This is a genomic window from Vibrio sp. Vb0667 (assembly GCF_033391095.1).
Genome location: NZ_JAWPOL010000001.1, coordinates 205,525 through 226,288, shown reverse-complemented (window position 1 = coordinate 226,288; position 20,764 = coordinate 205,525). Strand labels below are relative to the sequence as shown.

The 20,764-nt window shown below is 45.3% G+C and carries 17 protein-coding genes; 11 read left to right on the top strand and 6 right to left on the bottom strand.

Translation table 11 applies throughout. The features are described 5' to 3' along the window. Positions 1-16 precede the first annotated feature (16 nt). On the bottom strand, positions 17-886 hold the full coding sequence (locus R8269_RS01065) for a LysR family transcriptional regulator (protein WP_005373812.1): 870 nt from the start codon (positions 884-886) through the stop codon (positions 17-19). Positions 887-991: 105 nt separating this feature from the next. On the opposite strand from R8269_RS01065, the gene R8269_RS01060 reads away from it, so the two are divergent. Together R8269_RS01060 and ansB are read left to right on the top strand one after the other, a co-directional pair. Then, positions 992-2,248 carry an adenylosuccinate synthase gene (locus tag R8269_RS01060; protein WP_005373814.1) on the top strand — a complete coding sequence of 419 codons (1,257 nt, stop codon included), beginning with the start codon at positions 992-994 and terminating at the stop codon, positions 2,246-2,248. A 370-nt stretch (positions 2,249-2,618) separates the two neighbouring features. Continuing rightward, positions 2,619-3,683 carry an L-asparaginase 2 gene (ansB, locus tag R8269_RS01055; RefSeq protein WP_318222423.1) on the top strand — a complete coding sequence of 355 codons (1,065 nt, stop codon included), beginning with the start codon at positions 2,619-2,621 and terminating at the stop codon, positions 3,681-3,683. A 76-nt stretch (positions 3,684-3,759) separates the two neighbouring features. Here ansB and R8269_RS01050 read toward each other — a convergent pair whose 3' ends face one another. Further along, on the bottom strand, positions 3,760-4,596 hold the full coding sequence (locus R8269_RS01050) for a pyruvate, water dikinase regulatory protein (protein ID WP_042523263.1): 837 nt from the start codon (positions 4,594-4,596) through the stop codon (positions 3,760-3,762). Positions 4,597-4,847: 251 nt separating this feature from the next. On the opposite strand from R8269_RS01050, the gene ppsA reads away from it, so the two are divergent. The 4 genes from ppsA to tyrS all read left to right on the top strand — a co-directional run bounded on the left by ppsA (position 4,848) and on the right by tyrS (position 10,512). Next, positions 4,848-7,220: a phosphoenolpyruvate synthase gene (gene ppsA, locus R8269_RS01045; protein WP_047102763.1), complete on the top strand. Its 2,373-nt coding sequence runs from the start codon at positions 4,848-4,850 to the stop codon at positions 7,218-7,220. 170 nt (positions 7,221-7,390) lie between these two features. Further along, positions 7,391-8,170, top strand: a complete 780-nt coding sequence (locus R8269_RS01040) for a hypothetical protein (protein ID WP_005373824.1) — start codon at positions 7,391-7,393, stop codon at positions 8,168-8,170. A 193-nt stretch (positions 8,171-8,363) separates the two neighbouring features. Then, on the top strand, positions 8,364-9,170 hold the full coding sequence (locus R8269_RS01035) for a helix-turn-helix domain-containing protein (protein WP_182015934.1): 807 nt from the start codon (positions 8,364-8,366) through the stop codon (positions 9,168-9,170). 82 nt (positions 9,171-9,252) lie between these two features. After that, positions 9,253-10,512, top strand: coding sequence for a tyrosine--tRNA ligase (gene tyrS, locus R8269_RS01030; protein ID WP_182015815.1), 1,260 nt, complete (start codon positions 9,253-9,255; stop codon positions 10,510-10,512). Between the two features lie 106 nt (positions 10,513-10,618). Here tyrS and R8269_RS01025 read toward each other — a convergent pair whose 3' ends face one another. Continuing rightward, positions 10,619-11,653 (bottom strand): ABC transporter substrate-binding protein, encoded by a 1,035-nt coding sequence (locus tag R8269_RS01025; RefSeq protein ID WP_054577719.1) that lies wholly within the window; start codon positions 11,651-11,653, stop codon positions 10,619-10,621. 137 nt (positions 11,654-11,790) lie between these two features. Beyond that, the gene (locus tag R8269_RS01020; protein ID WP_318222422.1) at positions 11,791-12,150 is read right to left on the bottom strand and encodes a DUF6559 family protein; all 360 of its coding nucleotides are present in this window, start codon (positions 12,148-12,150) and stop codon (positions 11,791-11,793) included. Between the two features lie 167 nt (positions 12,151-12,317). Between R8269_RS01020 and R8269_RS01015 the strand changes: the two genes are divergently transcribed. Beyond that, positions 12,318-12,572 carry a hypothetical protein gene (locus tag R8269_RS01015; protein WP_005387084.1) on the top strand — a complete coding sequence of 85 codons (255 nt, stop codon included), beginning with the start codon at positions 12,318-12,320 and terminating at the stop codon, positions 12,570-12,572. 101 nt (positions 12,573-12,673) lie between these two features. On the opposite strand, the gene R8269_RS01010 is transcribed toward R8269_RS01015, so the two are convergent. Continuing rightward, positions 12,674-15,082 carry a beta-mannosidase gene (locus R8269_RS01010; RefSeq protein ID WP_258477259.1) on the bottom strand — a complete coding sequence of 803 codons (2,409 nt, stop codon included), beginning with the start codon at positions 15,080-15,082 and terminating at the stop codon, positions 12,674-12,676. A 303-nt stretch (positions 15,083-15,385) separates the two neighbouring features. Here R8269_RS01010 and R8269_RS01005 point away from each other — a divergent pair, with 303 nt between their 5' ends. Beyond that, positions 15,386-16,972 carry a BCCT family transporter gene (locus tag R8269_RS01005; protein WP_005373846.1) on the top strand — a complete coding sequence of 529 codons (1,587 nt, stop codon included), beginning with the start codon at positions 15,386-15,388 and terminating at the stop codon, positions 16,970-16,972. A 61-nt stretch (positions 16,973-17,033) separates the two neighbouring features. Here the strand turns inward: R8269_RS01005 and R8269_RS01000 are convergent, their stop codons facing one another. After that, positions 17,034-17,762, bottom strand: coding sequence for a UTRA domain-containing protein (locus tag R8269_RS01000; protein WP_005387087.1), 729 nt, complete (start codon positions 17,760-17,762; stop codon positions 17,034-17,036). A gap of 210 nt (positions 17,763-17,972) precedes the next feature. On the opposite strand from R8269_RS01000, the gene R8269_RS00995 reads away from it, so the two are divergent. From R8269_RS00995 to R8269_RS00985, 3 genes are read left to right on the top strand one after another with little or no spacing between them, the layout of a single operon-like run. Further along, entirely contained in the window at positions 17,973-19,040 is a 1,068-nt protein-coding gene (locus R8269_RS00995) for an ABC transporter substrate-binding protein (protein ID WP_005373851.1), read from the top strand. A gap of 12 nt (positions 19,041-19,052) precedes the next feature. Then, complete coding sequence (locus tag R8269_RS00990) at positions 19,053-19,877, top strand: alkaline phosphatase family protein (RefSeq protein WP_005373854.1); 825 nt, start codon at positions 19,053-19,055, stop codon at positions 19,875-19,877. Next, the gene (locus R8269_RS00985) at positions 19,874-20,764 is read left to right on the top strand and encodes an ABC transporter permease (RefSeq protein ID WP_047102769.1); all 891 of its coding nucleotides are present in this window, start codon (positions 19,874-19,876) and stop codon (positions 20,762-20,764) included. Before R8269_RS00990 ends, R8269_RS00985 begins: the two co-directional genes overlap by 4 nt.

The following is a 20,764-nucleotide window of genomic DNA, read 5'->3' as shown; positions in this document are numbered from 1 at the left end:
CTTTTCTTTCATCGTCTTAGCCCTCAACCACCGACACATTCTCGCCAACCCATGCCAGCAACTGTTTTGCCGCTTTGGATAACACCTGATTTTGACGCACGATGTAGCCGAAATCAGTGTTTGGAAAACTTGGCAAAGGCGTAACTTCACGAGAAAGCTTTAATCTCGGATCGAGCGAGAAATCCGGCACAATAGCAGTCCCAAACCCCGCTTCCGCCCAGTCGATTTGTGCTTCCACACTGCCCACTTCCATCACGCGATGCTTAGGCAGATTTAGTTCAGGTAAAGACGCATCAATCAGCTCTCGGGTTCGAGTATCGTGCCCTAGCAGGATCAGCGTCTGGCTCTCTTTTCGATTGTCTTGCCACTCAAAAATGTTATCGCCAAACGCACACCAGTGAATCTGCGTGAGAGGCGTAAAATGCAGCGGTTGACTCTCTTTTTGTGCGATAACAAAGCCGATATCGGCACGCGCACTTTTCACCAAATCCACCGCTTGAGAAGATGTGGTATTGAACAATGCCAAGTCGATCCCCGGATATTCACTTTTGAATTGCTGAAATGGTTTGATAAGCAGTAAACGTGAAACAATATCGCTCGCCGCAATAGAAAGCGTCCCCTGCGTAAGATCGTTGATGGCATTGAGATCCGACTGACAAATTTGCAGCTCATTGAGCATCCGCTGCGCCGTAGCTAACAAACGCTTCCCCGCTTGCGTCAACTGCACAGGATTTCGCTCAATCAATTTCGTGCGCGTGGCTTGCTCCAACTGCTTGATATGCAAACTTACGTTCGGCTGTGTCATGTGGAGTTCCGTCGCTGTTTTACCAAAGTGTTTTACCTCTGCAAGAGTTACGAAGGTTCGCAGCCAGTTCAAATCTAACATTGCCAATTCCGATATGAGATTCTTATCAAGTTAATGAGTATAATTAATTTCTCTTATTATGGCGAACACCTTAAGATTTTTGCATCTGTTTTTGGAGATTAAATTATGTCGTCTATCGTTGTTGTGGGTGCAAACTGGGGTGATGAAGGCAAAGGCCGCATCGTTGACTTTTTGGCAGAGCAAGCTTCTGCGAGCATTCGTTTCCAAGGTGGTAACAACGCGGGTCACACCGTGGTTAACGATCTAGGTACGTTTAAGCTGCACCAGCTACCAAGTGGCGTATTCAACCCAGACTGTTTGGCAGTGTTAGGTCCGGGTATGGTTATCAGCCCTGCGTTGCTGTCTCAGGAGATTGCGGAAGTTGAAGAAGCAGGCGTAAAAGTGAATATGTGCATCTCAGATCGCGCAACACTGTGTCTACCTCTACACGCACTAGAAGATACGCTAGAAGAACAACGTTTAGGCGACAAAGCATACGGTTCAACTCGTCAAGGTATTGCACCTGCGTACGGTGACCGCGTAATGAAGAAAGGCATCCTAGTTGGTTGGTTGAAGCAACCAGAAGTATTGGTTGAACGCCTTCAATTCATGATGGATTGGAAACTGCCGCAACTGCGTGCACTTTACCCGACGTTCGAGTTTGAACAAACCGCTGAAGAACTGGCGAACTGGCTGCTAGAAGTCTCTGCACCTTGGCGCGATTCAATTTGCAACGTAACGCTTCCTCTAAAAGAACTACAAGCGAAAGACAAAACTCTATTGTTCGAAGCGCAGCTTGGCGCGGGTCGTGACCTTGTTTACGGTGAGTACCCTTGGACAACATCTTCTAACGTTGTATCAATGTACGCGGGTATCGGTAGTGGCCTTCCGGCACTTCGTCCTGAACGCGTTATTGCGGTTGCAAAAGCCTTCAGCTCATCAGTGGGTACTGGTACGTTGATCACTGCAATGGAAGAGCAAGACGCTTTCCGCGAACTTGCTGGCGAGTTCGGTGCAACTACGGGTCGTCCACGCGACATGGGCTACTTCGACGCAGTCGCTACGAAGAATGGCGTTGAACTGCAAGCCGCAACTGAAATTGCACTAACGAAAGTAGACTGTTTGACTGGCCTTAACGATCTGAAAATCTGTGTTGGCTACGAAGGCGACCACAGCGAAAACCCAATCTGGCCTCAAACTGCCTCTCTTGCGCCAATCTACGAGAAGATGGAAAGCTGGAGCGAGGACATCACAGGTTGTCGTAAGTTTGAAGAGCTTCCAGTAGCAGCACAGAAATACGTTCTACGCATTGAGGAACTCATGGGCGTACCAGTAAAAATGGTGTCTGTGGGTCCTGGTCGTGAACAAATGATTATGCGATAAGATGTGAATTAACACATCATTGGCAAGCGGCTTTTATCTGTTCCGGGGTAAAGCCGCTTTTTTTACACTGTAAACTTTGGAAAATTGCACGGCTAAATTCATGTTTAATAACCTCATCACGAGACTCCTACCTCCTTCTATTTATAAATCAATAAATTATAGGACTTAACACGTTGTGCACGTTACTAGCACATCTCACTTGTTAAAGAAACACGCCAATTAGGTTAACTGGTTGATTTAATATTCTTTAAGTGATTAGTTGATCACGATCTTCATCTGCAATTTGTTGAACTAGTACTCAAAAAATCTAACCCGCTGTTTTTAGGATAGATGAGCTCCCCAACATCCAACCTAACAGCAGGTGATTCCCATGACGAAAAATCTTTTCCGCCTCAGTACGATAACCCTTGGTTTGTGCCTTAGTTCTTTGTCTTTCGCGCAATCCGATCTTCCGAACATTAAAATTCTTGCCACTGGCGGCACCATAGCAGGCGCAGGTCAATCTGCAACAGAATCAAACTACACAGCAGGTAAAGTCGGCGTTGAATCATTGATTTCTGCGGTGCCGAGTATGACCAACATTGCCGATATTTCTGGAGAGCAAGTGGTCAGTATCGGTTCACAAGATATGAATGATGAAGTGTGGCTAAAATTATCGAAAAGAGTTAATGAGCTACTCGATCAAGATGATGTTGACGGCATCGTCATTACTCATGGTACGGATACGTTAGAGGAAACCGCTTACTTCCTTGATCTGACCGTCAAGAGCAAAAAGCCTGTCGTGATCGTCGGTGCAATGCGTCCTTCCACCGCAATGAGTGCTGATGGACCAGTCAACTTATACAATGCAGTCGTAACAGCCACCGATGAAGATTCAGAAGGACGTGGCGTGCTAGTCGCAATGAATGACACGATTTTCGATGTGCGAGATGTGACAAAAACCAATACAACCTCCGTCAGCACTTTCCAGTCACCCAACTTTGGTGCTATCGGCTACATTCATAATAGCGATGCCAAATATCAACGAAGCCCAGAGCGTAAACATACGACAGAAACCCCATTCGATGTATCAAAGCTTACTAAGTTGCCTAAGGTCGGTATTGTTTATAACTATGCAAATGCCTCCAATTTGCCAGTGAAAGCCTTTGTGGATGCGAAGTTTGACGGCATCGTAAGTGCTGGTGTCGGTAATGGTAACTTGTACCACACTGTGTTTGATGAGCTAGAGAAAGCGAGTAAAGATGGCGTTGTTGTTGTAAGAAGCTCCCGAACGCCTAGCGGCTCAACCACTTTGGATGCTGAAATTGATGACGAAAAATACGGCTTTGTTGCCGCTGGTACATTGAACCCACAAAAAGCACGTATCTTACTGATGTTGTCACTGACTCAGACCAAAAACTATCAAGACATCCAAAAGATGTTCCAATACTATTAATTCTGTCTAAGGTTCATTCGATAGAGGAGGTACACATCTTACCTCCTCTTACACATAGCGACATGAGCGTCTCTTGTTAGCCAAACAAGCGACGCTTCATTCCTGCTTTTTCCAGAATACGCGTAGTAATTTCCTCAACAGACAGAGAGGACGTATTGATATATGGGATCGCCTCTCTTCTAAACAACGCCTCAACAGTGTCTAGCTCCAGCTTGCACTGCTCTGTGCTAGCGTAATCACTTCCAGACAAACGATTCTCACGGATTTCAGTCAAGCGCCCGGGATCGATCGTCAGCCCAAACAACTTATGACGATGGATCTCAAACTCAGGCAACAAACGCATCATCTTCACATCTTCCGCAATGAACGGATAGTTCACAACACGTAAACCAAATTGCATCGCCATGTACAAGCTAGTCGGCGTTTTTCCGCTGCGCGATACTCCCAGCAGGATAATATCGGCTTGTTCCAACCCTTTTAGCGTGATGCCATCATCATGCGCCAATGTGTATTCAATAGCCGCAATACGGTCAAAATAGGTGTCGGAATCTTTCCCCACACTGCGAGAACGCTGCAACTTAGGCTTTGGTGCCATCTGAATGTCGTCTTGCACTTTCTGCACAATACTCTCCAACACATCGTAACTGTATGCCGGCGCTTCAAGCAGCATTTCACGTACTTCTGGAACGACAATTGAGAAAAAGACCAGAGGTTTGACGCCATTGCGCTGGTAGGAAGTTTCAATTTCTTTGACTACGTCAGTAGCTTTGTCCTGGCTTTCTACAAACGGAAAGGTTTTTTCGTTAGGAATGAACGGAAATTGACCGAGAACAACATGCCCTAATGTCTCACATGTTATCGCCGTACCGTCAGAAACATAGAATACATCACGACTTTGGTTATTTATTTGCATTTCTGTTTAATTTTTCAAAATCTTTTGAGTAGGATGGTACACATAATATTAATAAATCAGTTTGGCTTTCAGTTAGGTTCACCACAGCTTTAAAAATTCTTTTGAATTTTTTTCAGCCAGAACGTAATCGTTTGCCTTTGATATCAATCTAAATGAAGCAATGTATGGTCAACGTGTAATAACAGCCAACATGCGATTGTTTAGATCGATTTAAGTCCCCCTACTAAGCTGCAATGTTTCTGGAGAAAGACATGCAAAAGAACACCCTCTGGTTCAATGGCCTATCCATGGATGATGTCGACAAAGTCGGCGGTAAGAATGCTTCACTTGGCGAAATGGTTTCTAACCTAGCAAACGCAGGCGTTTCTGTACCAAATGGTTTTGCGACAACCTCATACGCGTTTAACCAATTCCTTGACCACGAAGGTTTGGATGAGCGTATTCACCAATTACTCGATGAACTAGACGTTGAAGATGTAGAAGCTCTGCGTAAGACAGGTGCAAACATTCGTCAATGGGTATTAGAGGCCCCTTTCCCTGCGGACCTTGAACAAGAAATTCGTGAAAATTACCAAGAACTGATCGAAGGCAATCCTGAGCTTTCAGTCGCAGTTCGTTCATCTGCTACGGCAGAAGACCTACCTGATGCTTCTTTTGCTGGTCAGCAAGAAACGTTTTTGAACGTGAAAGGCATCGACGCAGTACTAGAAGCAACTAAGCACGTTTACGCTTCTCTATTTAACGACCGTGCGATTTCTTACCGCGTTCACCAAGGGTTCGACCACCGTGGCATCTCGCTATCTGCGGGTATCCAACGTATGGTGCGTTCAGATAAAGCCTCGTCGGGTGTTATGTTTACACTAGACACTGAATCGGGTTTCGACCAAGTTGTCTTCATCACCTCTTCATGGGGTCTAGGCGAGATGGTCGTTCAAGGTGCAGTAAACCCTGACGAGTTCTACGTTCACAAGCCAATGCTTGAAGCAGGCGAACACCCAATCGTTAAGAAAACATTTGGTTCTAAGTTGATCAAAATGATCTACTCAGATAACCAAGAAATCGGCAAACAAGTTGATATCGTTGATACTCCTGATGAAGAGCGCAACACGTTCTCATTGAACGACGACGAGATCAAAGAGCTCGCAAAGCAAGCAATGATCATCGAAAAGCACTATCAGCGTCCAATGGACATTGAATGGGCAAAAGATGGCATTGATGGCAAGCTGTACATTGTTCAAGCGCGTCCTGAAACCGTATGTTCACAAACGGAACAAAACGTGATTGAGCGCTACGAGCTACAAAACAAAGCGGATGTTTTGGTTGAAGGTCGTGCAATCGGTCAGCGCATCGGTAAAGGCGTGGTTCGCTTGGTTGACTCTCTGGACCAAATGTCTTTAGTCCAAGAAGGTGACGTGCTAGTTACAGACATGACTGACCCAGATTGGGAACCAGTGATGAAAAAAGCATCTGCAATCGTAACCAACCGTGGTGGCCGTACTTGCCACGCTGCCATCATCGCTCGTGAGCTTGGTATTCCTGCAATCGTTGGCTGTGGCGATGCGACAAGCAAGTTAACCGATGGTGCAACCGTGACCGTATCTTGTTCAGAGGGTGAAACGGGCTACGTTTACCAAGGTGAACTTGAGTTTGATGTAAAACGCTCTTCTGTTGATGAACTGCCACTGCTACCAACAAAAGTGATGATGAACGTGGGTAACCCTGATCGCGCGTTTGACTTCGCACAAATTCCAAATGAAGGTGTTGGTCTTGCGCGTCTTGAATTCATCATCAATAAGATGATTGGTATCCACCCGAAAGCATTACTTAACTTTGATGCACAAAGCGATGAGCTAAAAGCAGAAATCACTCAGCGTATTCGTGGTTACAAAGATCCTATCGATTTCTACGTAAGCAAACTGACAGAAGGTATCGCAACCATTGCTGCGGCATTTTGGCCGAAACGCGTTATTGTTCGTATGTCTGACTTTAAGTCTAACGAATACAGCAACTTGGTTGGCGGTAAAGCATACGAACCGCATGAAGAAAACCCAATGCTTGGCTTCCGTGGCGCGTCTCGTTACATTTCTCCAGTGTTTGAAGACTGCTTCGAGCTAGAAACTCAAGCAATCAAACGCGTTCGTAACGAAATGGGTCTGAAAAACGTTGAAATCATGATCCCATTTGTGCGTACACCAAGCGAAGCAGCATCAGTGATTGATTTGCTAGCGAAGTTTGATCTGCGCCGTGGCGATCAGGGTCTTAAAGTCATCATGATGTGCGAACTGCCATCCAACGCGGTCCTTGCCGATGAGTTCTTAAAGTACTTTGATGGCTTCTCGATTGGTTCAAACGACATGACTCAGCTAACGCTTGGACTTGATCGTGACTCTGGCGATGTTGCACATCTATTTGATGAGCGTAACCCAGCGGTTAAGGTAATGCTTCAGATGGCGATTGATGCAGCAACAAAAGCAGGCAAATACGTTGGTATTTGTGGTCAAGGCCCATCAGACCACGACGACTTAGCGGAATGGCTAATGGATCAAGGTATTAGCTCTGTATCACTAAACCCAGATACGGTTATCGATACTTGGTTAAAACTCGGTAAAGTTAGCAGCAAGTAACACACGATAAACTCTAGCCCTCACACTCCCCTTGTGAGGGCTTTGTTATTCACACGTCATTTCACAATCAGTTCGTGATTCCTCTCTCAAGTTCGTCATTTAGTCAATTTCATTATCAAAGTCTGATGACCTAAAATGAATGGTATATCGATAACTCCAGAGAGAATTTGATGAAAAAGCCTATCGCACTCCTTACTACATTGATGCTCCTGGCATCCCCTGCTTATGCCGATTGGGATGAAATTTCCAATAAAATGTCTGAGCTTGGCGACGCAGTTTCTGATACTGCCCAAGATGCTTGGGACGACACCAAAGCGTTTTCAAAACAAGCGTGGCAAGATTTCACGAATTGGTCCGAGGAAGCGATCAATACCGCAGGCGAATGGACAGAAGCCAGCATCGAGAAAAGCAAAGAATGGATAGATGCTGCCGACAAAAAAATTGATGAGCTGATGGAAGGCGATACGCCAGAAGAAGCTCGCCAAGCCGTGGACTTAATGGCAGATAGCGCTTTGCTCAAGTTATTTAATGAAAAGCCGGAGGCAAAAGCTATTTACGACAACGCGTACGGCTACGCGGTCTTTGATTCTCGTAAATTATCTTTGCTGTTTCACACCAACTCAGGGTCAGGAGTCGCAGTGAATAAGGAAACAGAAGAACGCACTTATATGAATATGTTTGGTTTGGGCGTTGCACTTGGGGCTGGCGGCAAATTTTACCAACAAGTGGTTCTGTTTGAGAGCAAAGAAGACTTTGATACGTTCGTCAACGAAGGATGGGAGGCCACAAGTGAAGCCTCTGCTGTTGCGGGCGAAGATTCAGAGCAACTTTCAAAACAATTTAACAGCGGCGTCGCCGTCTATCAGTTGAACGCTAAAGGTTTGCTCATCGATGCTAACGTGTCTGGTTCTAAATATTGGGTTAACGAAGAGCTCACTAACTCGCAGTAACGCATAGCAACTAATTGCTTAAATAAAACCGTTGTTATGCACCCTTATCAATAAGTTAACGGGGCTATGATTCCTCAAAACTGAGCACTTACGCAACTTTCTCTATGGAAGCCACCAGAAGATGGCGACTTCCCTTTCTCGTTGGATTGCTTTTGGTTATGCTTGCGCAAAACCACCTGCAATTCGGTATCCCATGCCTGACAATAACTTTAATAATCTGCTAGCAGAAGCAATTTCTGCTCTTAACACGCCTAACTTTACTCCTAAACTTATGCGTGTCATTCGCACTCTTTTTCATTTTGATTGCGCAGTTATTTTAGGTTACCGAGAAGGTAAACATCCTATTTATCTCTACGACTCAATTGAGAACGAGCGAGAGTTACTTTTTCAACGCTACCTTACTGACTCATTTCAAAATGACCCTTTTTTTCTCAAACTAAACGAGACAAAGCAACAAGGCGTATTTACGCTCAAAGACGTGGCGCGTAAAGGCGTTGACTTCACCTCATACTGCGAGCAGTTCTATCATCAAACAGGGTGGAAAGACGAGCTTAGCATGCTAGTCGAAGTTGAATCTGGCCGTTGGGTCATGCTGTACTTCGGATATATGACTGATGGAAAATACTTTTCTCAGCAACAAATCAATAAGCTAAAGCCCTACTTCCCGATAATTCAATCGCTTTGTCAGCAGCACTGGAAACAAACGGAGTTTACCTTTTCTGAGCCTGTTTTTGCCCAGAGTGCTTATTCTGGCAGTATGCGATTAGCCATTGAGCAAGCTTTAGCAACATTTGGCTTAGAATCACTCACTCGTCGCGAGCAAGAGGTGGCTTCACTTCTCGCTCAAGGGTTTGACACCAAAGAAATTGCCGCGCGGTTACACTTAGTGCAAGGCACAGTCAAAAATCATCGAAAACGCATTTACTCGCAGTTAAATGTGTCTTCATTGAGTGAGTTATTCCAGCTTTTCCTCAATCACCTTATTCTCCATTCAAGATAAAAAACTGTCCCTTAAGGGATATATCGACAAAAGGTGTCGCGTTTTAGTCTGAATACAACAACCACTAAGACAGACAAAAAGAATGACGACACCATTACTGCAAGATTTACAAGATCGTGGCTTGATCGCACAAGCCAGCGATTTGGAAGAAATTCAGACACTTCTCTCACAGCCTCAAACCGTTTACTGCGGCTTCGATCCTACAGCAGGCAGCTTGCACATCGGCCACCTCGTGCCTTTGATTATGCTTAAGCGCTTTCAAGATGCCGGACACCAGGCTATAGCCTTGATTGGCGGTGCAACGGGCATGATTGGCGACCCAAGCTTTAAAGCGACTGAGCGCAGTCTGAACTCAGAGGGAATCGTCTCCGGCTGGGTTAACGATCTTTCTAATCAAATTCAGCAGTTGATGAACCACCAACTGACCAAGCCGATGATCATGGTGAACAACGCTGACTGGATGAAAGCGATCAATGTGATCGACTTCTTCCGCGATGTGGGTAAGCACTTCTCGATCAATACTATGGTCAACCGAGAATCGGTAAAACAACGCCTGCAACGACCTGACCAAGGTATCTCCTTCACCGAATTTAGCTACGCCCTACTGCAATCGTACGATTTTGCCGAGCTAAACCGTCGATACGGTTGCCGTTTGCAGATCGGTGGCAATGACCAATGGGGAAACATCGTCAGCGGGATCGATTTAACTCGCCGTCAAAATGGTGAGCAAGTATTTGGCTTAACTCTGCCGCTGATCACCAAATCCGATGGCACCAAATTTGGCAAAACCGAAGGCGGCGCAGTGTGGCTAGATCCTAGCAAGACCTCTCCTTACGCGTTCTACCAGTTCTGGCTTGGCGCAGAAGACGCCGACGTTTACCACTTCTTGCGTTACTACACATTCTTGAGCTGCGAAGAAATTGCCAGCATTGAAGCGCAAGACCAAGCAAGCCAAGGTAAGCCACAAGCACAACGTATTCTCGCTGAAGAAATGACGCGATTTGTTCATGGCGAAGAAGGCCTAGCCAGTGCCGAGCGTATCACTCAAGCTTTATTCAGCGGTAATGTGCAACAACTGAGTTTGGGTGAATTAAAACAGTTGGAGTTGGATGGTTTACCAAGCATTGAGAGCACACAACAAGATTTGGTTGAGCTGTTGATTGAGTCGGGCTTAGCAAGTTCGAAGCGTGTTGCACGCGAACACATCAGCAACAACGCCATCAGTGTAAACGGTGAAAAAGTGGCGGCTGATAACCCGAGTTTAAGCTTCCCACTGTTTGATCAATATTGGTTACTGCAACGCGGTAAAAAGCACTTCTGCCTCGTAAAGCGTGCCGCGTAGCAACACTCGCAGTACAAAGCCTATAAAAAATTCCCCTCACCACTTTCGTGATGAGGGGAATCCAAATTTGAACGATTTTAAGCCTAACAATAGGCAAAGACGTTGCTTATTGCGTTCTTAAACGTTGCCAGTACTTTTCGTAAATCGCTAACGTTTCTGCGCCAACATCATTAATAAACTCGCCTTTTTTCATGTCTTCTGATGAAGGGAAAATAGTACGGTTATTTTTCAACTCTTCTGGCAATTTGTCACGCCCAGCGTTCGTTGCCGACGCATAACCCAAACTGGTCACGATTTCCGCTTGGTTCTCTGATTGGTACATGAAGTTAATAAATTTATGCGCCAATGCTTTGTTTTTACTGCCAGACGGAATAGTGAAGTTGTCCATCCACAATACCGCGCCCTCTTCCGGCATCACGAACTTCAGCTCAGGCATTTCAACCTGTCCTTGGAATGCGTTGCCGTTCCATTGCATGCCGACCGATGTTTCACCGGACACGTAAGGGACTTGCGGCGCATCTGAGTTGTACAGTAATACGTTGTTTTTCAGCGCTACTAGAGAATCAAAAGCCTGTTCGATTTCAGCTTCGTCTTTTGTATTCACGCTATGGCCATTTTTCTTCAGCGCCATACCGAACACGTCGCGGACGTCATCAATCAACATGACTTGTTGTTCGTATTGAGACTCCCATAAGTCTGCCCATTTGGTCACTGGTTGCTCAACTATGGATTCGTTGTAGCTGATCCCTGTAATGCCCCAAATATAAGGCAGAGAGTAATCATTTTTCGGATCGTGCGCTTGGCCAAGTAAACCGTCCATTGTGTCTTGCATGTTTGGCACTTGAGCGTGATCTATTTTCGAAAGCAGCCCTTCTCGACCCATTTTTTCAATGAAGTACGCAGAAGCAAAAACCACATCGTAACCAGAACCTTTTAGCAATTTTAGCTTGGTGTACATTGATTCATTATTCTCAAAGGTCGAATAATTAATCGTAACGCCTTCTTGTTTTTCAAACGCTTTTAACGATGCTTCCGGCAAATAGCCACCCCATGCATAAACGTTCAACGTTTTGCTATCTGCATGAGCAAACATGCTGAGCACAAGAGCACTCAGCCCCAATCCTTTGATGATTAATTTCATGGTATGCAATCCAACCAGTCCAGCGACGCGCTGGGATTCGGGTGCATAATTAGGTAATTGTTACCCAATTGAAAGAAAATTTAATTAATCTTTAACAGCAAAAATATTTATCGAATTTATAAAATTAACGCATGTTTTTAATAGCGACTGTGCATACCAAAATGATGAGACATTCCATCTTCCATTCGACCTCCTTTCCAGCCACCAGAACCGAGTAAATTAAGCACATCTTGAGCGGTATAATCGACACCAGCGAAGAAGTCATACGCCACGTCTGAGCGTATTGCTTGCAACTCTGGTTGATTTTCCAAATCAAGATCTTGCGGATCCGCATATAATGCCAACGCAATTTTTTGTTGGCACGCGCTTAACTCGCTGGTGCTCGTCTTTACCTGACCAACCGAAAAGTACTCACGACTGCCGTATCCCACCACCAATCTGGTACTCATTAGTTTAATCACTTTCTTAATGCGGCGACGTTGTATAAATCTCAACATGTTTTGTTATTCCTGTATTAAGTTGGCTATGGTCGTATTCTTTTGTTCGAATTAAAACACTCTGTTTTATCCGCGAAATTTCTCTAGCGCTTTTCGCGATGATCGGTTGTATAATACGATCCTGAAATATTTTGTTACGTTACCTCGGTAACCCCTGAGACTGCAACATGAACAACAGCAGATGGGTCGGCTTTATAGGCGGCACGATTGTCTTACTTAGTACCTTTATCCTCTTCGGATCTTCCGTCCACGCTGCTTGGTACCGAATCCCTGCGGAAGCCATTCATGGTATCGCCTTCACTTTGGCTTTTGGTTTAGGGTTAAACAGCCTGCTGGCGTACGCGACGGCAGTGATTACTCTTGCTGCACTATTCTACATTGGCTTTGTCGTTAGCTATCGGGTCCATCAGAAACTTAAATAGTCTTCTGTCTCAACCTGAGCTTAATAACGGATACTTGGTAACTAAAAAGGGAGCAAACGCTCCCTTTTTAGTTATCAGCATATAGATGTTCTATGCCCGCTTTAATCATTAAGGTGGCATACCCTCAACGACTGCTGCATACCTGAAACATCATCACCTAAATACTCAACCGTCATTGGAACCTTGGCCAACAGAGTAAAACTAGAGTCACTGAACCTTCCATCAGCATCACTCTCCAAATGAACAAAAAACGCAGGCTTATCCGCAATCAAAGTAATTTGCCTCCCTTCAATAGAGACACCAATATTGGCTTTCGCTATCGACAAGGTTTTTAGCTCGTGAGTACTAAACCATGTGTTACTTATTCTGTCTTCACCGATTTGCGCTTCAACATAGAAGAAGCCTGACGTAAGTTCATCCTTCTCGATCAATTCATCCAACTGCCACAAAATCGTATTGCTGTCTGCTATGACTGTTTGTTCTAAGCTCCAACATTGCTTTTCTTCCCCTTGCCAATCTACCCACTTGAGCAATGCGTTGACGCTTGCGGACTCTTTGGCATCATTGAGCAAATGTAGGCTCAACTCGCCTGTATGCTCGGAAAATACCAAATACTGCGGCGCAAAAAAGCGTTTTGCATGGTAGTGCAACTGCTTCCATCGACCACTGTATTCCAAACTAGACCAAGAACTGACAGGCCAATTGTCGTTGAGTTGCCAGTACAGCATGCCGCGACAAACTGGAGAAATGGCACGCCAATGATCGCATGCAGTTTTGATCGCGATTGCCTGCTGAACTTGACTTAAATACAGCATGCTCTCAAATCCAGAGGGAAAACGAAAATAGCGCGTGAACATCTCTGTAATAATACTATGACCTCGAGGGTTCTTCTGATGTTGTTCGAAAGTTGGGGATGTAATATTCCAGTCTTGCTCAGGGACAAACCGCTTAACTTCAGCAAAAGATGGCCAAGATTGAAAACCAAACTCAGAGCAAAAACGAGGATTCACGTCAAGGTAGGCACTGAATGATTTTCCTGAATGCCAAACGTCCCAAAAGTGCATATCGCCTTTACTATCATCATGCCACGCATCACCGAAATCCAGTTCACCATTACATGGGGAACTTGGCCAGAAACGGCGAGTGCTATCTTGCTCGGTAATCTCCTTCTCAATCATGCGGTTGAGGCGATCGTAGTTAACCGTGTATTTGACTTTGCTGCGCTTAGATTCGTCATACCAACCAATAGCTCCAATCACTTCATTGTCACCACACCAAAGTGCGATTGATGGGTGCTTCTTAAGCCTCGGGATTTGGAATCTAAGTTCTTCTTCTACGTCTTTTAAAAACTCGTCGTTTGATGGGTACAACGAGCAGGCGAACATCATGTCTTGCCACACCAACAAGCCAAGTTCATCACAAAGGTTATAAAAGGTTTCACTCTCGTACTGACCACCGCCCCATACGCGAATCATGTTCATGTTGGCGTCAACCGCACTTTGCAAAAGGTTGCGATAACGTGTTTCGTACTCTCGCCCCGGCATTGCGTCAATAGGGATCCAGTTGGCACCTTTAGCATTAATCGGTACGCCATTGACGATAAATTCCATTGCAGAGCCGTGCTCATCAACTTGGTTATTTAGGGTTAACTGACGCAAACCAATGTTGTGCGTTAACTTTTGCTCTCTGCAAGAAATGGTAATGGGATAGAGATACGCTTCGCCATAACCCGATGGCCACCAGCGTTGAGGCTCCAAAATGTGGAACTGGCAATGATAGTGACCACTTCCTTTTGTTTGAATACATTGACGCTCACCATTAAATTCAACCATCATTTCATGGCGTTGACTGTCCGTTTCCACTTCAACTACTACATCAAGAAACACACTCCCATCGGCTTGCCATTGCTGCTCTGTCGAGAAACCTTTGAGCCAAAGCTCATTCACAATGTCGATTTGAATGGGGTCGTAAATACCCGATACCATCAAGCAAATGCCCCAGTCCCATCCGGAATGGCATTGTGTTTTGCGGATCAAGTTCATGTGTGGAATTTGGTTGTTGCCCATTGCCGATGGAATAGGAAATGGCAGTTTTTTTGCTCTTGCGATACCTTCTAAATCCACCCGAGCAAACTCAACCCGAATCGTGTTAGTACCTTGCTTTAAATGCGGTTTAATATCCACACGTTGCTGGGTAAACATGTTGCTGCAAGTTAGTGCTAACTCACCATTAACATAGAAGGTTGCCAATGTATCGACACGAGTTAGCGTCATCCAAATTTGCTTGGCAGACAACGTAAACGCGTCGACGTCAAACTCACGTGAGATATGCCACTCACACTCTTCAATCCATCGAACTTTGTTTTCATTATCGGCAAAATAAGGATCTGGAATCTGCTCTGCTTGTAAAAGCGCCGACACATTATCGCCCGGAATAAACATTGGAATTTCAAGATTGGGACGCTGTGGCGAGGTAAGCATCCACTGCCCGTTAAGTTCGAAGTGAGCCATCGAGTTAAACCTTAGCTTCGGAAAAACATGTTTTCTCAATGTAATCCTGATAATCCCATGCAAAAACAAGGGAAATGTTAATTACATACGAAATGCGGTGCATTTCACGTAAAAACTCTTTCTTTTGATCTCTACCCAAAAATCAGCAACTTGGCTAACCTGTTAAAAATCAATCGAAATCTAAGGTTATATTTGCAACTTCGACATGTTAACATCATCGGCTTTTTGAACATCCTCACACTTTTCGTTGAAACGATGTGAGGGGAAATGCACGGCTTCATAGCCCTAAAAAGCGAAGTAATTATGTCAAATATGACGAATGCCGCCTCCCACACAGCGCCTATTCAGGATGCTGACTATTCTGCTATTCATCCCCCATCTTTACTCAAGCGCCTCGAACTCACCAATCCTGTCTTTTGGTTAAGTGGTAGCTTCCTCACTCTATTCGTTTTACTTGCTCTAACGAATACCGACTCTCTAACCGCAATGGTTAACACCGGCTTCGGCTTTGCTACTAAATATTTCGGAGCTTACTGGCAAGTACTGCTTCTTCTGAATTTCCTAATTGGTTTGGCTCTTGCGTTTGGTCGCACTGGTTATGTGCGCCTAGGTGGTCTAGCGAAACCTGATATTGATAACTTTAAGTGGTTGTCAATCGTACTCTGTACTCTACTTGCAGGTGGTGGTGTGTTCTGGGCCGCAGCTGAGCCTATCGCGCACTTTGTGACTGCTCCGCCTCTATACGGGGAAGCCTCACCGAAAACTGCCGCAATCAATGCCCTATCTCAGTCTTTTATGCACTGGGGCTTCTTAGCTTGGGCGATCCTTGGTGGTCTATCTTCCATTGTCTTAATGCACTTGCATTACGATAAAGGCCTGCCTCTTAAGCCGCGTACTCTGCTTTACCCTGTGTTTGGTGATAAAGCCATTAAAGGCTGGATTGGTGATGTTGCTGACGCATGTAGCATCATTGCAGTAGCAGCAGGAACCATCGGTCCTATCGGCTTCTTAGGTTTACAAATTAGCTACGCGCTAAACTCATTGTTTGGCCTGCCAGATACGTTCGTAACGCAAAGTATGGTTATTATGGCGGCGATCCTGATGTATACCCTTTCCGCACTGAGCGGTTTGAGCAAGGGTATTCAAATCGTCAGTCGTTACAACATCATTTTGTCTGTACTATTAATTGGTTACATCCTGTTCTTCGGGCCGACAAGCTTTATCGTTGATGGCTACGTGCAAGGCGTTGGTCGTATGGTGGATAACTTCTTCCCTATGGCACTTTACCGTGGTGATACAGGCTGGCTAAGCTGGTGGACAGTATTCTTCTGGGGTTGGTTTATCGGTTATGGCCCAATGATGGCGATCTTTATTGCTCGTATCTCTCGTGGTCGTACAATTCGCCAATTAATCATGTCTATTAGCATCGCGGCACCGCTGATTACTTGCTTCTGGTTTAGTATCGTTGGTGGCAGTGGCCTTGCGTTTGAACTTGATAACCCTGGTTTGATTTCATCTGCGTTTGAAGGCTTTAACTTGCCCGCAGCACTGCTAGCGATTACTGGTGAATTACCTTACCCAATGATCATTTCGGTTCTGTTCCTGATCTTAACGACAACATTTATCGTGACGACAGGTGACTCGATGACTTACACAATCAGTGTAGTGATGACGGGCTCAACAGAACCAAACGCAGTGATTCGCTCGTTCTGGGGGCTGATTATGGGTATTGTCGCTATTGCGCTTATCTCAATGGGCTCTGGTGGTATTTCTGCATTGCAGTCTTTCATTGTAATTACTGCCGTGCCTGTGTCTTTCATTTTGCTGCCAAGCATTTGGAAAGCACCCGGCATTGCAAGCAGAATGGCGAAAGAGCAAGGCCTCGTTTAAAGCGCCTTCCTACCAATATGCGAAAAAGAGCCCTTAATTGGGCTCTTTTTAATTCTGCGCTTTATCCTACGCTATCAATACGAATCATCACTGCGTCTGGACGCCAATACTCGAATTCGCAGTCCATTAAATGCCCATCTTGTTTGTAGTTTACCCGCCGAATTTTCAGAACGGGTTGTCCTTCAGCTAGGTTCAACGCCTTAGCGACATGAGCAGGAGCTGACGTGGGAATCACATCAAAACGAGAGCGCTTTGTCTCGTAACCATACTTCTCACGATAAATGCCCGTCAGGGACATGGTGAGGTTCTCAGACAATATCCCCTCAAACAGTGCCGCTTTGAGCACGTTCTCAACAAACAATACCGCTCGCCCATCAATAAAACGTAACCGTTCAATTACATAAATTGGGGTAATTCGCTCCACCTCTAACGATTTGGCATACTCACCTGCGGCCATTTCACTTCGCACGTTGAGTAACTTAGTTTCTGCAATACGATGCTGCTCTCGAATCATTTGATGGAAGTGAGAACGAGACAACGGGTTGTAACAGATACGCTCAGGAGATACATACCAACCCCGGCGCTCTTCTCGATAAATAAGACCTTCCGTTTCTAAAGACACCAACGCATCTTTGATAGTGATTCGAGTCGTAGAAAACAGCTCACTGAGCTCTCTCTCTGACGGCAGTTTTTGTCCTTCCGACATGATGCCGGAAAGAATCTGCTGTTTTAAGCTGCTTCTAATTTTTCCTAATTGGGTACCAAATTGTCCGGTGCCTGTCGCTCTCATTCTGATCTAGTCCAACGATAATTTGACGAATAACATAAGGCGTTTACGTAACAAAAATATGACATTAATCAACAGAACACATACTGAACGTATGAAATATAAGTGCCATATAAAATCAGCAAAACTGTCAAATTACTTGCGCTAAATCGTCACATTCCATCCATAGCATACAAAGCGAACTTACTGACCTAGTCCAGAAGGATGGAGACAATGAAAACTTTGCTAAGTCGTTCAATTACCGCACCAGCGGCAATCATTGCGGTAACGCTCGCTACGCCAACAGTAGCGAAAGAAGCCGATATTGAATCTTTGGTAGCAGCAGCACAAAAAGAAGGGGCGGTTTACAGTGTGGGTATGCCTGACAGTTGGGCAAACTGGAAAGACACTTGGGCTGATTTAAAGTCAAATTACAACCTTAAGCACCAAGACACGGATATGAGCTCGGCTCAAGAAATCGCAAAATTCGAAGCTGAGAAGAAAAACGCGACCGCAGACATTGGTGACGTAGGCTTTGCCTTTGCACGTGTAGCGGTAAAAAAAGGCGTCACTCAGCCATATAAACCAACAACTTGGAATGACATCCCAGATTGGGCAAAAGACGAAGATGGTCATTGGGCACTTGCCTACACTGGCACTATTTCTTTTATCTCCAACAATAACCTCGTAAAAGACGCGCCAAAAACGTGGGATGACCTATTAAAAGGTGACTACAAAGTGACCGTAGGTGACGTAGGCGTAGCAGCACAGGCAAACAACGCGGTTCTCGCCGCAGCGTTCGCCAACGGTGGGGACGAATCCAACCTCAAGCCTGCGCTCAAATTCTTTTCTGAACTCGCGAAGCAAGGTCGTCTTTCATTTACCGATCCGAACATCGCCAACCTAGAAAAAGGCGAAGTGGAAGTGGCGATCATGTGGGACTTCAATGCATTGAACTACCGCGACAAAATTGACCGCGACCGCTTTACAGTGAGCATTCCTCAAGATGGCTCTGTGATTTCTGGTTATACAACCATAATCAATAAATACGCGAAGAACCCTAATGCAGCAAAGCTTGCTCGTGAATACATCTTCAGCGATCAAGGGCAAATCAACTTAGCAGAAGGTTATGCGCGTCCAATCCGCACCAACATCACGCTGCCTCAAGCAGTGCAAGACAAGCTAATTGCTAATGACCAATACAGCAATGTTCACCCAGTGACTGACTTCTCAGCTTGGGAAAAGTCCGCACGTAAGCTGCCACGTCAATGGCAAGAAAGTGTCTTAATCCACCAGCAATAAGAGTAAGTCGTTATGAGCAATAAGGTCATCCTTGTTGTTCTAGATGGACTGAACTATCAGGTAGCCCGTGATTGCATGGGCTACCTCAATGGTCTTCTAGAACAAAGTCGTTCCCAACAAGAAACTCGCGCAACGCTTTATCCTGTGCAGTGTGAGCTGCCCTCTATGTCTCGCCCACTTTATGAGTGCATTTTAACGGGCGTTCGCCCTGTAGAAAGCGGCATCGTAAACAACAATATCGTTCGTCTATCCAAACACGATTCCATTTTCAGTTTGGCAAAAGCCCAAGGAAAAGTGACCGCTGCGGCTGCCTACCACTGGGTAAGTGAGCTTTATAATCGCGCGCCATTTGAACCTGTTCGCGATCGTTTCACGCATGATGAAACCCTGAATATCCAGCACGGCTGCTTTTACCATTGGGATCATTATCCTGATGAAGCCTTGTTCCTGGACGCAGAGTATTTACGTCGAAACTATCAACCTGATTTCTTATTGATCCATCCGATGAATATCGACGATACAGGACATAAGTTTGGCCTAGACTCTCGCCAATACCGCAATTGTGCGCGAGGTGCAGACATTATTCTTTCCAACTACATCGATCAATGGCTTGCTGATGGGTATCAAATCATTGTGACCAGCGATCATGGCATGAACAACGATCTTTCTCACGGTGGGATTTTACCTGAAGAACGAGAAGTTCCCCTGTTTGTCATTGGTGATAAGTTTACCCATCAAGATTGTCATATTAAGCAAACTGATATTTGTGGCACCGTTTGTCAATTGCTAAACCTTGACCACACGAAGCCATACACTCAGGAATTGTTAGCACTATGAGCAGTTCAGTCCTCTCCCCAAGCTCCAGCGAATCACGCTCAAATTTGGCAAGTACTTGGTTAAAGCGCTTTAAGCCAGCCATTTGGTTGGTGCCTTTCGCGCTGTTTTTCTACCTATTTCAACTCGCACCGATGATTTGGGTACTGTTAAACAGCTTTATCTACGATGGCGAGTTTGCCTTCGATAACTACATTGAAGTGCTCGACTCCGCCTTTATGATGCAGGCGTTTGGCAACAGTTTGTGGTTAGCTGTATGGTCGAGCATTTTTGGCTTAGCCATTGCGACTCTGTTGGTCTCTTCTCTACGCAGAGTCGATTCTAAAGTCCGCGACGGTGTGATTGCGTTTACGAACATGAGCAGCAACTTTGCAGGCGTACCTCTGTCATTCGCTTTTATCATTATTTTGGGCACCAATGGGGCGATTACCCTTTTGCTCAAGCAGTATGGCTTACTCGGTGATTTCGACCTTTATGGTAAATGGGGTCTGCTGGCCATTTACATCTACTTCCAAATCCCGCTGGCGGTGTTGTTGCTCTACCCTGCGTTCGACGCGTTGAGCGATGATTGGCAAGCAGCTGCTGCGCTACTGGGAGCCAAAACATCACAGTATTGGGCGAAAATCGCTCTGCCAGTGCTCTCACCAGCCTTATTCGGTACCTTTATTATCTTAATAGCCAACGCAATTGGCGCATATGCGAGTGTTTATGCGTTGACCTCCGGTAACTATAACGTCATCACAATTCGAATTGCGAGTCTGGTATCGGGAGACCTGTTCCTTGAACCTAATCTCGCCGCTGCAATTTCGGTGATTCTAATGGCGTTACTTGCCTTTATCACAGTGATTAACCAATGGCTCATTTCGAAAAGCTATGCAGGTAGGAAGTAG

Bases quoted from the DNA above. Each gene is read 5' to 3' on its own strand.
- R8269_RS01010 (WP_258477259.1), bottom strand. From the start codon at position 15,082: ATGGCTCACTTCGAACTTAACGGGCAGTGGATGCTTACCTCGCCACAG.
- R8269_RS00995 (WP_005373851.1), top strand. From the start codon at position 17,973: ATGAAAACTTTGCTAAGTCGTTCAATTACCGCACCAGCGGCAATCATT.
- R8269_RS01040 (WP_005373824.1), top strand. From the start codon at position 7,391: ATGAAAAAGCCTATCGCACTCCTTACTACATTGATGCTCCTGGCATCC.
- R8269_RS01050 (WP_042523263.1), bottom strand. From the start codon at position 4,596: ATGCAAATAAATAACCAAAGTCGTGATGTATTCTATGTTTCTGACGGT.
- R8269_RS01015 (WP_005387084.1), top strand. From the start codon at position 12,318: ATGAACAACAGCAGATGGGTCGGCTTTATAGGCGGCACGATTGTCTTA.
- ppsA (WP_047102763.1), top strand. From the start codon at position 4,848: ATGCAAAAGAACACCCTCTGGTTCAATGGCCTATCCATGGATGATGTC.
- R8269_RS01025 (WP_054577719.1), bottom strand. From the start codon at position 11,653: ATGAAATTAATCATCAAAGGATTGGGGCTGAGTGCTCTTGTGCTCAGC.
- R8269_RS01065 (WP_005373812.1), bottom strand. From the start codon at position 886: ATGTTAGATTTGAACTGGCTGCGAACCTTCGTAACTCTTGCAGAGGTA.
- R8269_RS01005 (WP_005373846.1), top strand. From the start codon at position 15,386: ATGTCAAATATGACGAATGCCGCCTCCCACACAGCGCCTATTCAGGAT.
- R8269_RS01035 (WP_182015934.1), top strand. From the start codon at position 8,364: ATGCCTGACAATAACTTTAATAATCTGCTAGCAGAAGCAATTTCTGCT.
- ansB (WP_318222423.1), top strand. From the start codon at position 2,619: ATGACGAAAAATCTTTTCCGCCTCAGTACGATAACCCTTGGTTTGTGC.
- R8269_RS01060 (WP_005373814.1), top strand. From the start codon at position 992: ATGTCGTCTATCGTTGTTGTGGGTGCAAACTGGGGTGATGAAGGCAAA.
- tyrS (WP_182015815.1), top strand. From the start codon at position 9,253: ATGACGACACCATTACTGCAAGATTTACAAGATCGTGGCTTGATCGCA.
- R8269_RS00985 (WP_047102769.1), top strand. From the start codon at position 19,874: ATGAGCAGTTCAGTCCTCTCCCCAAGCTCCAGCGAATCACGCTCAAAT.
- R8269_RS01000 (WP_005387087.1), bottom strand. From the start codon at position 17,762: ATGAGAGCGACAGGCACCGGACAATTTGGTACCCAATTAGGAAAAATT.
- R8269_RS01020 (WP_318222422.1), bottom strand. From the start codon at position 12,150: ATGTTGAGATTTATACAACGTCGCCGCATTAAGAAAGTGATTAAACTA.
- R8269_RS00990 (WP_005373854.1), top strand. From the start codon at position 19,053: ATGAGCAATAAGGTCATCCTTGTTGTTCTAGATGGACTGAACTATCAG.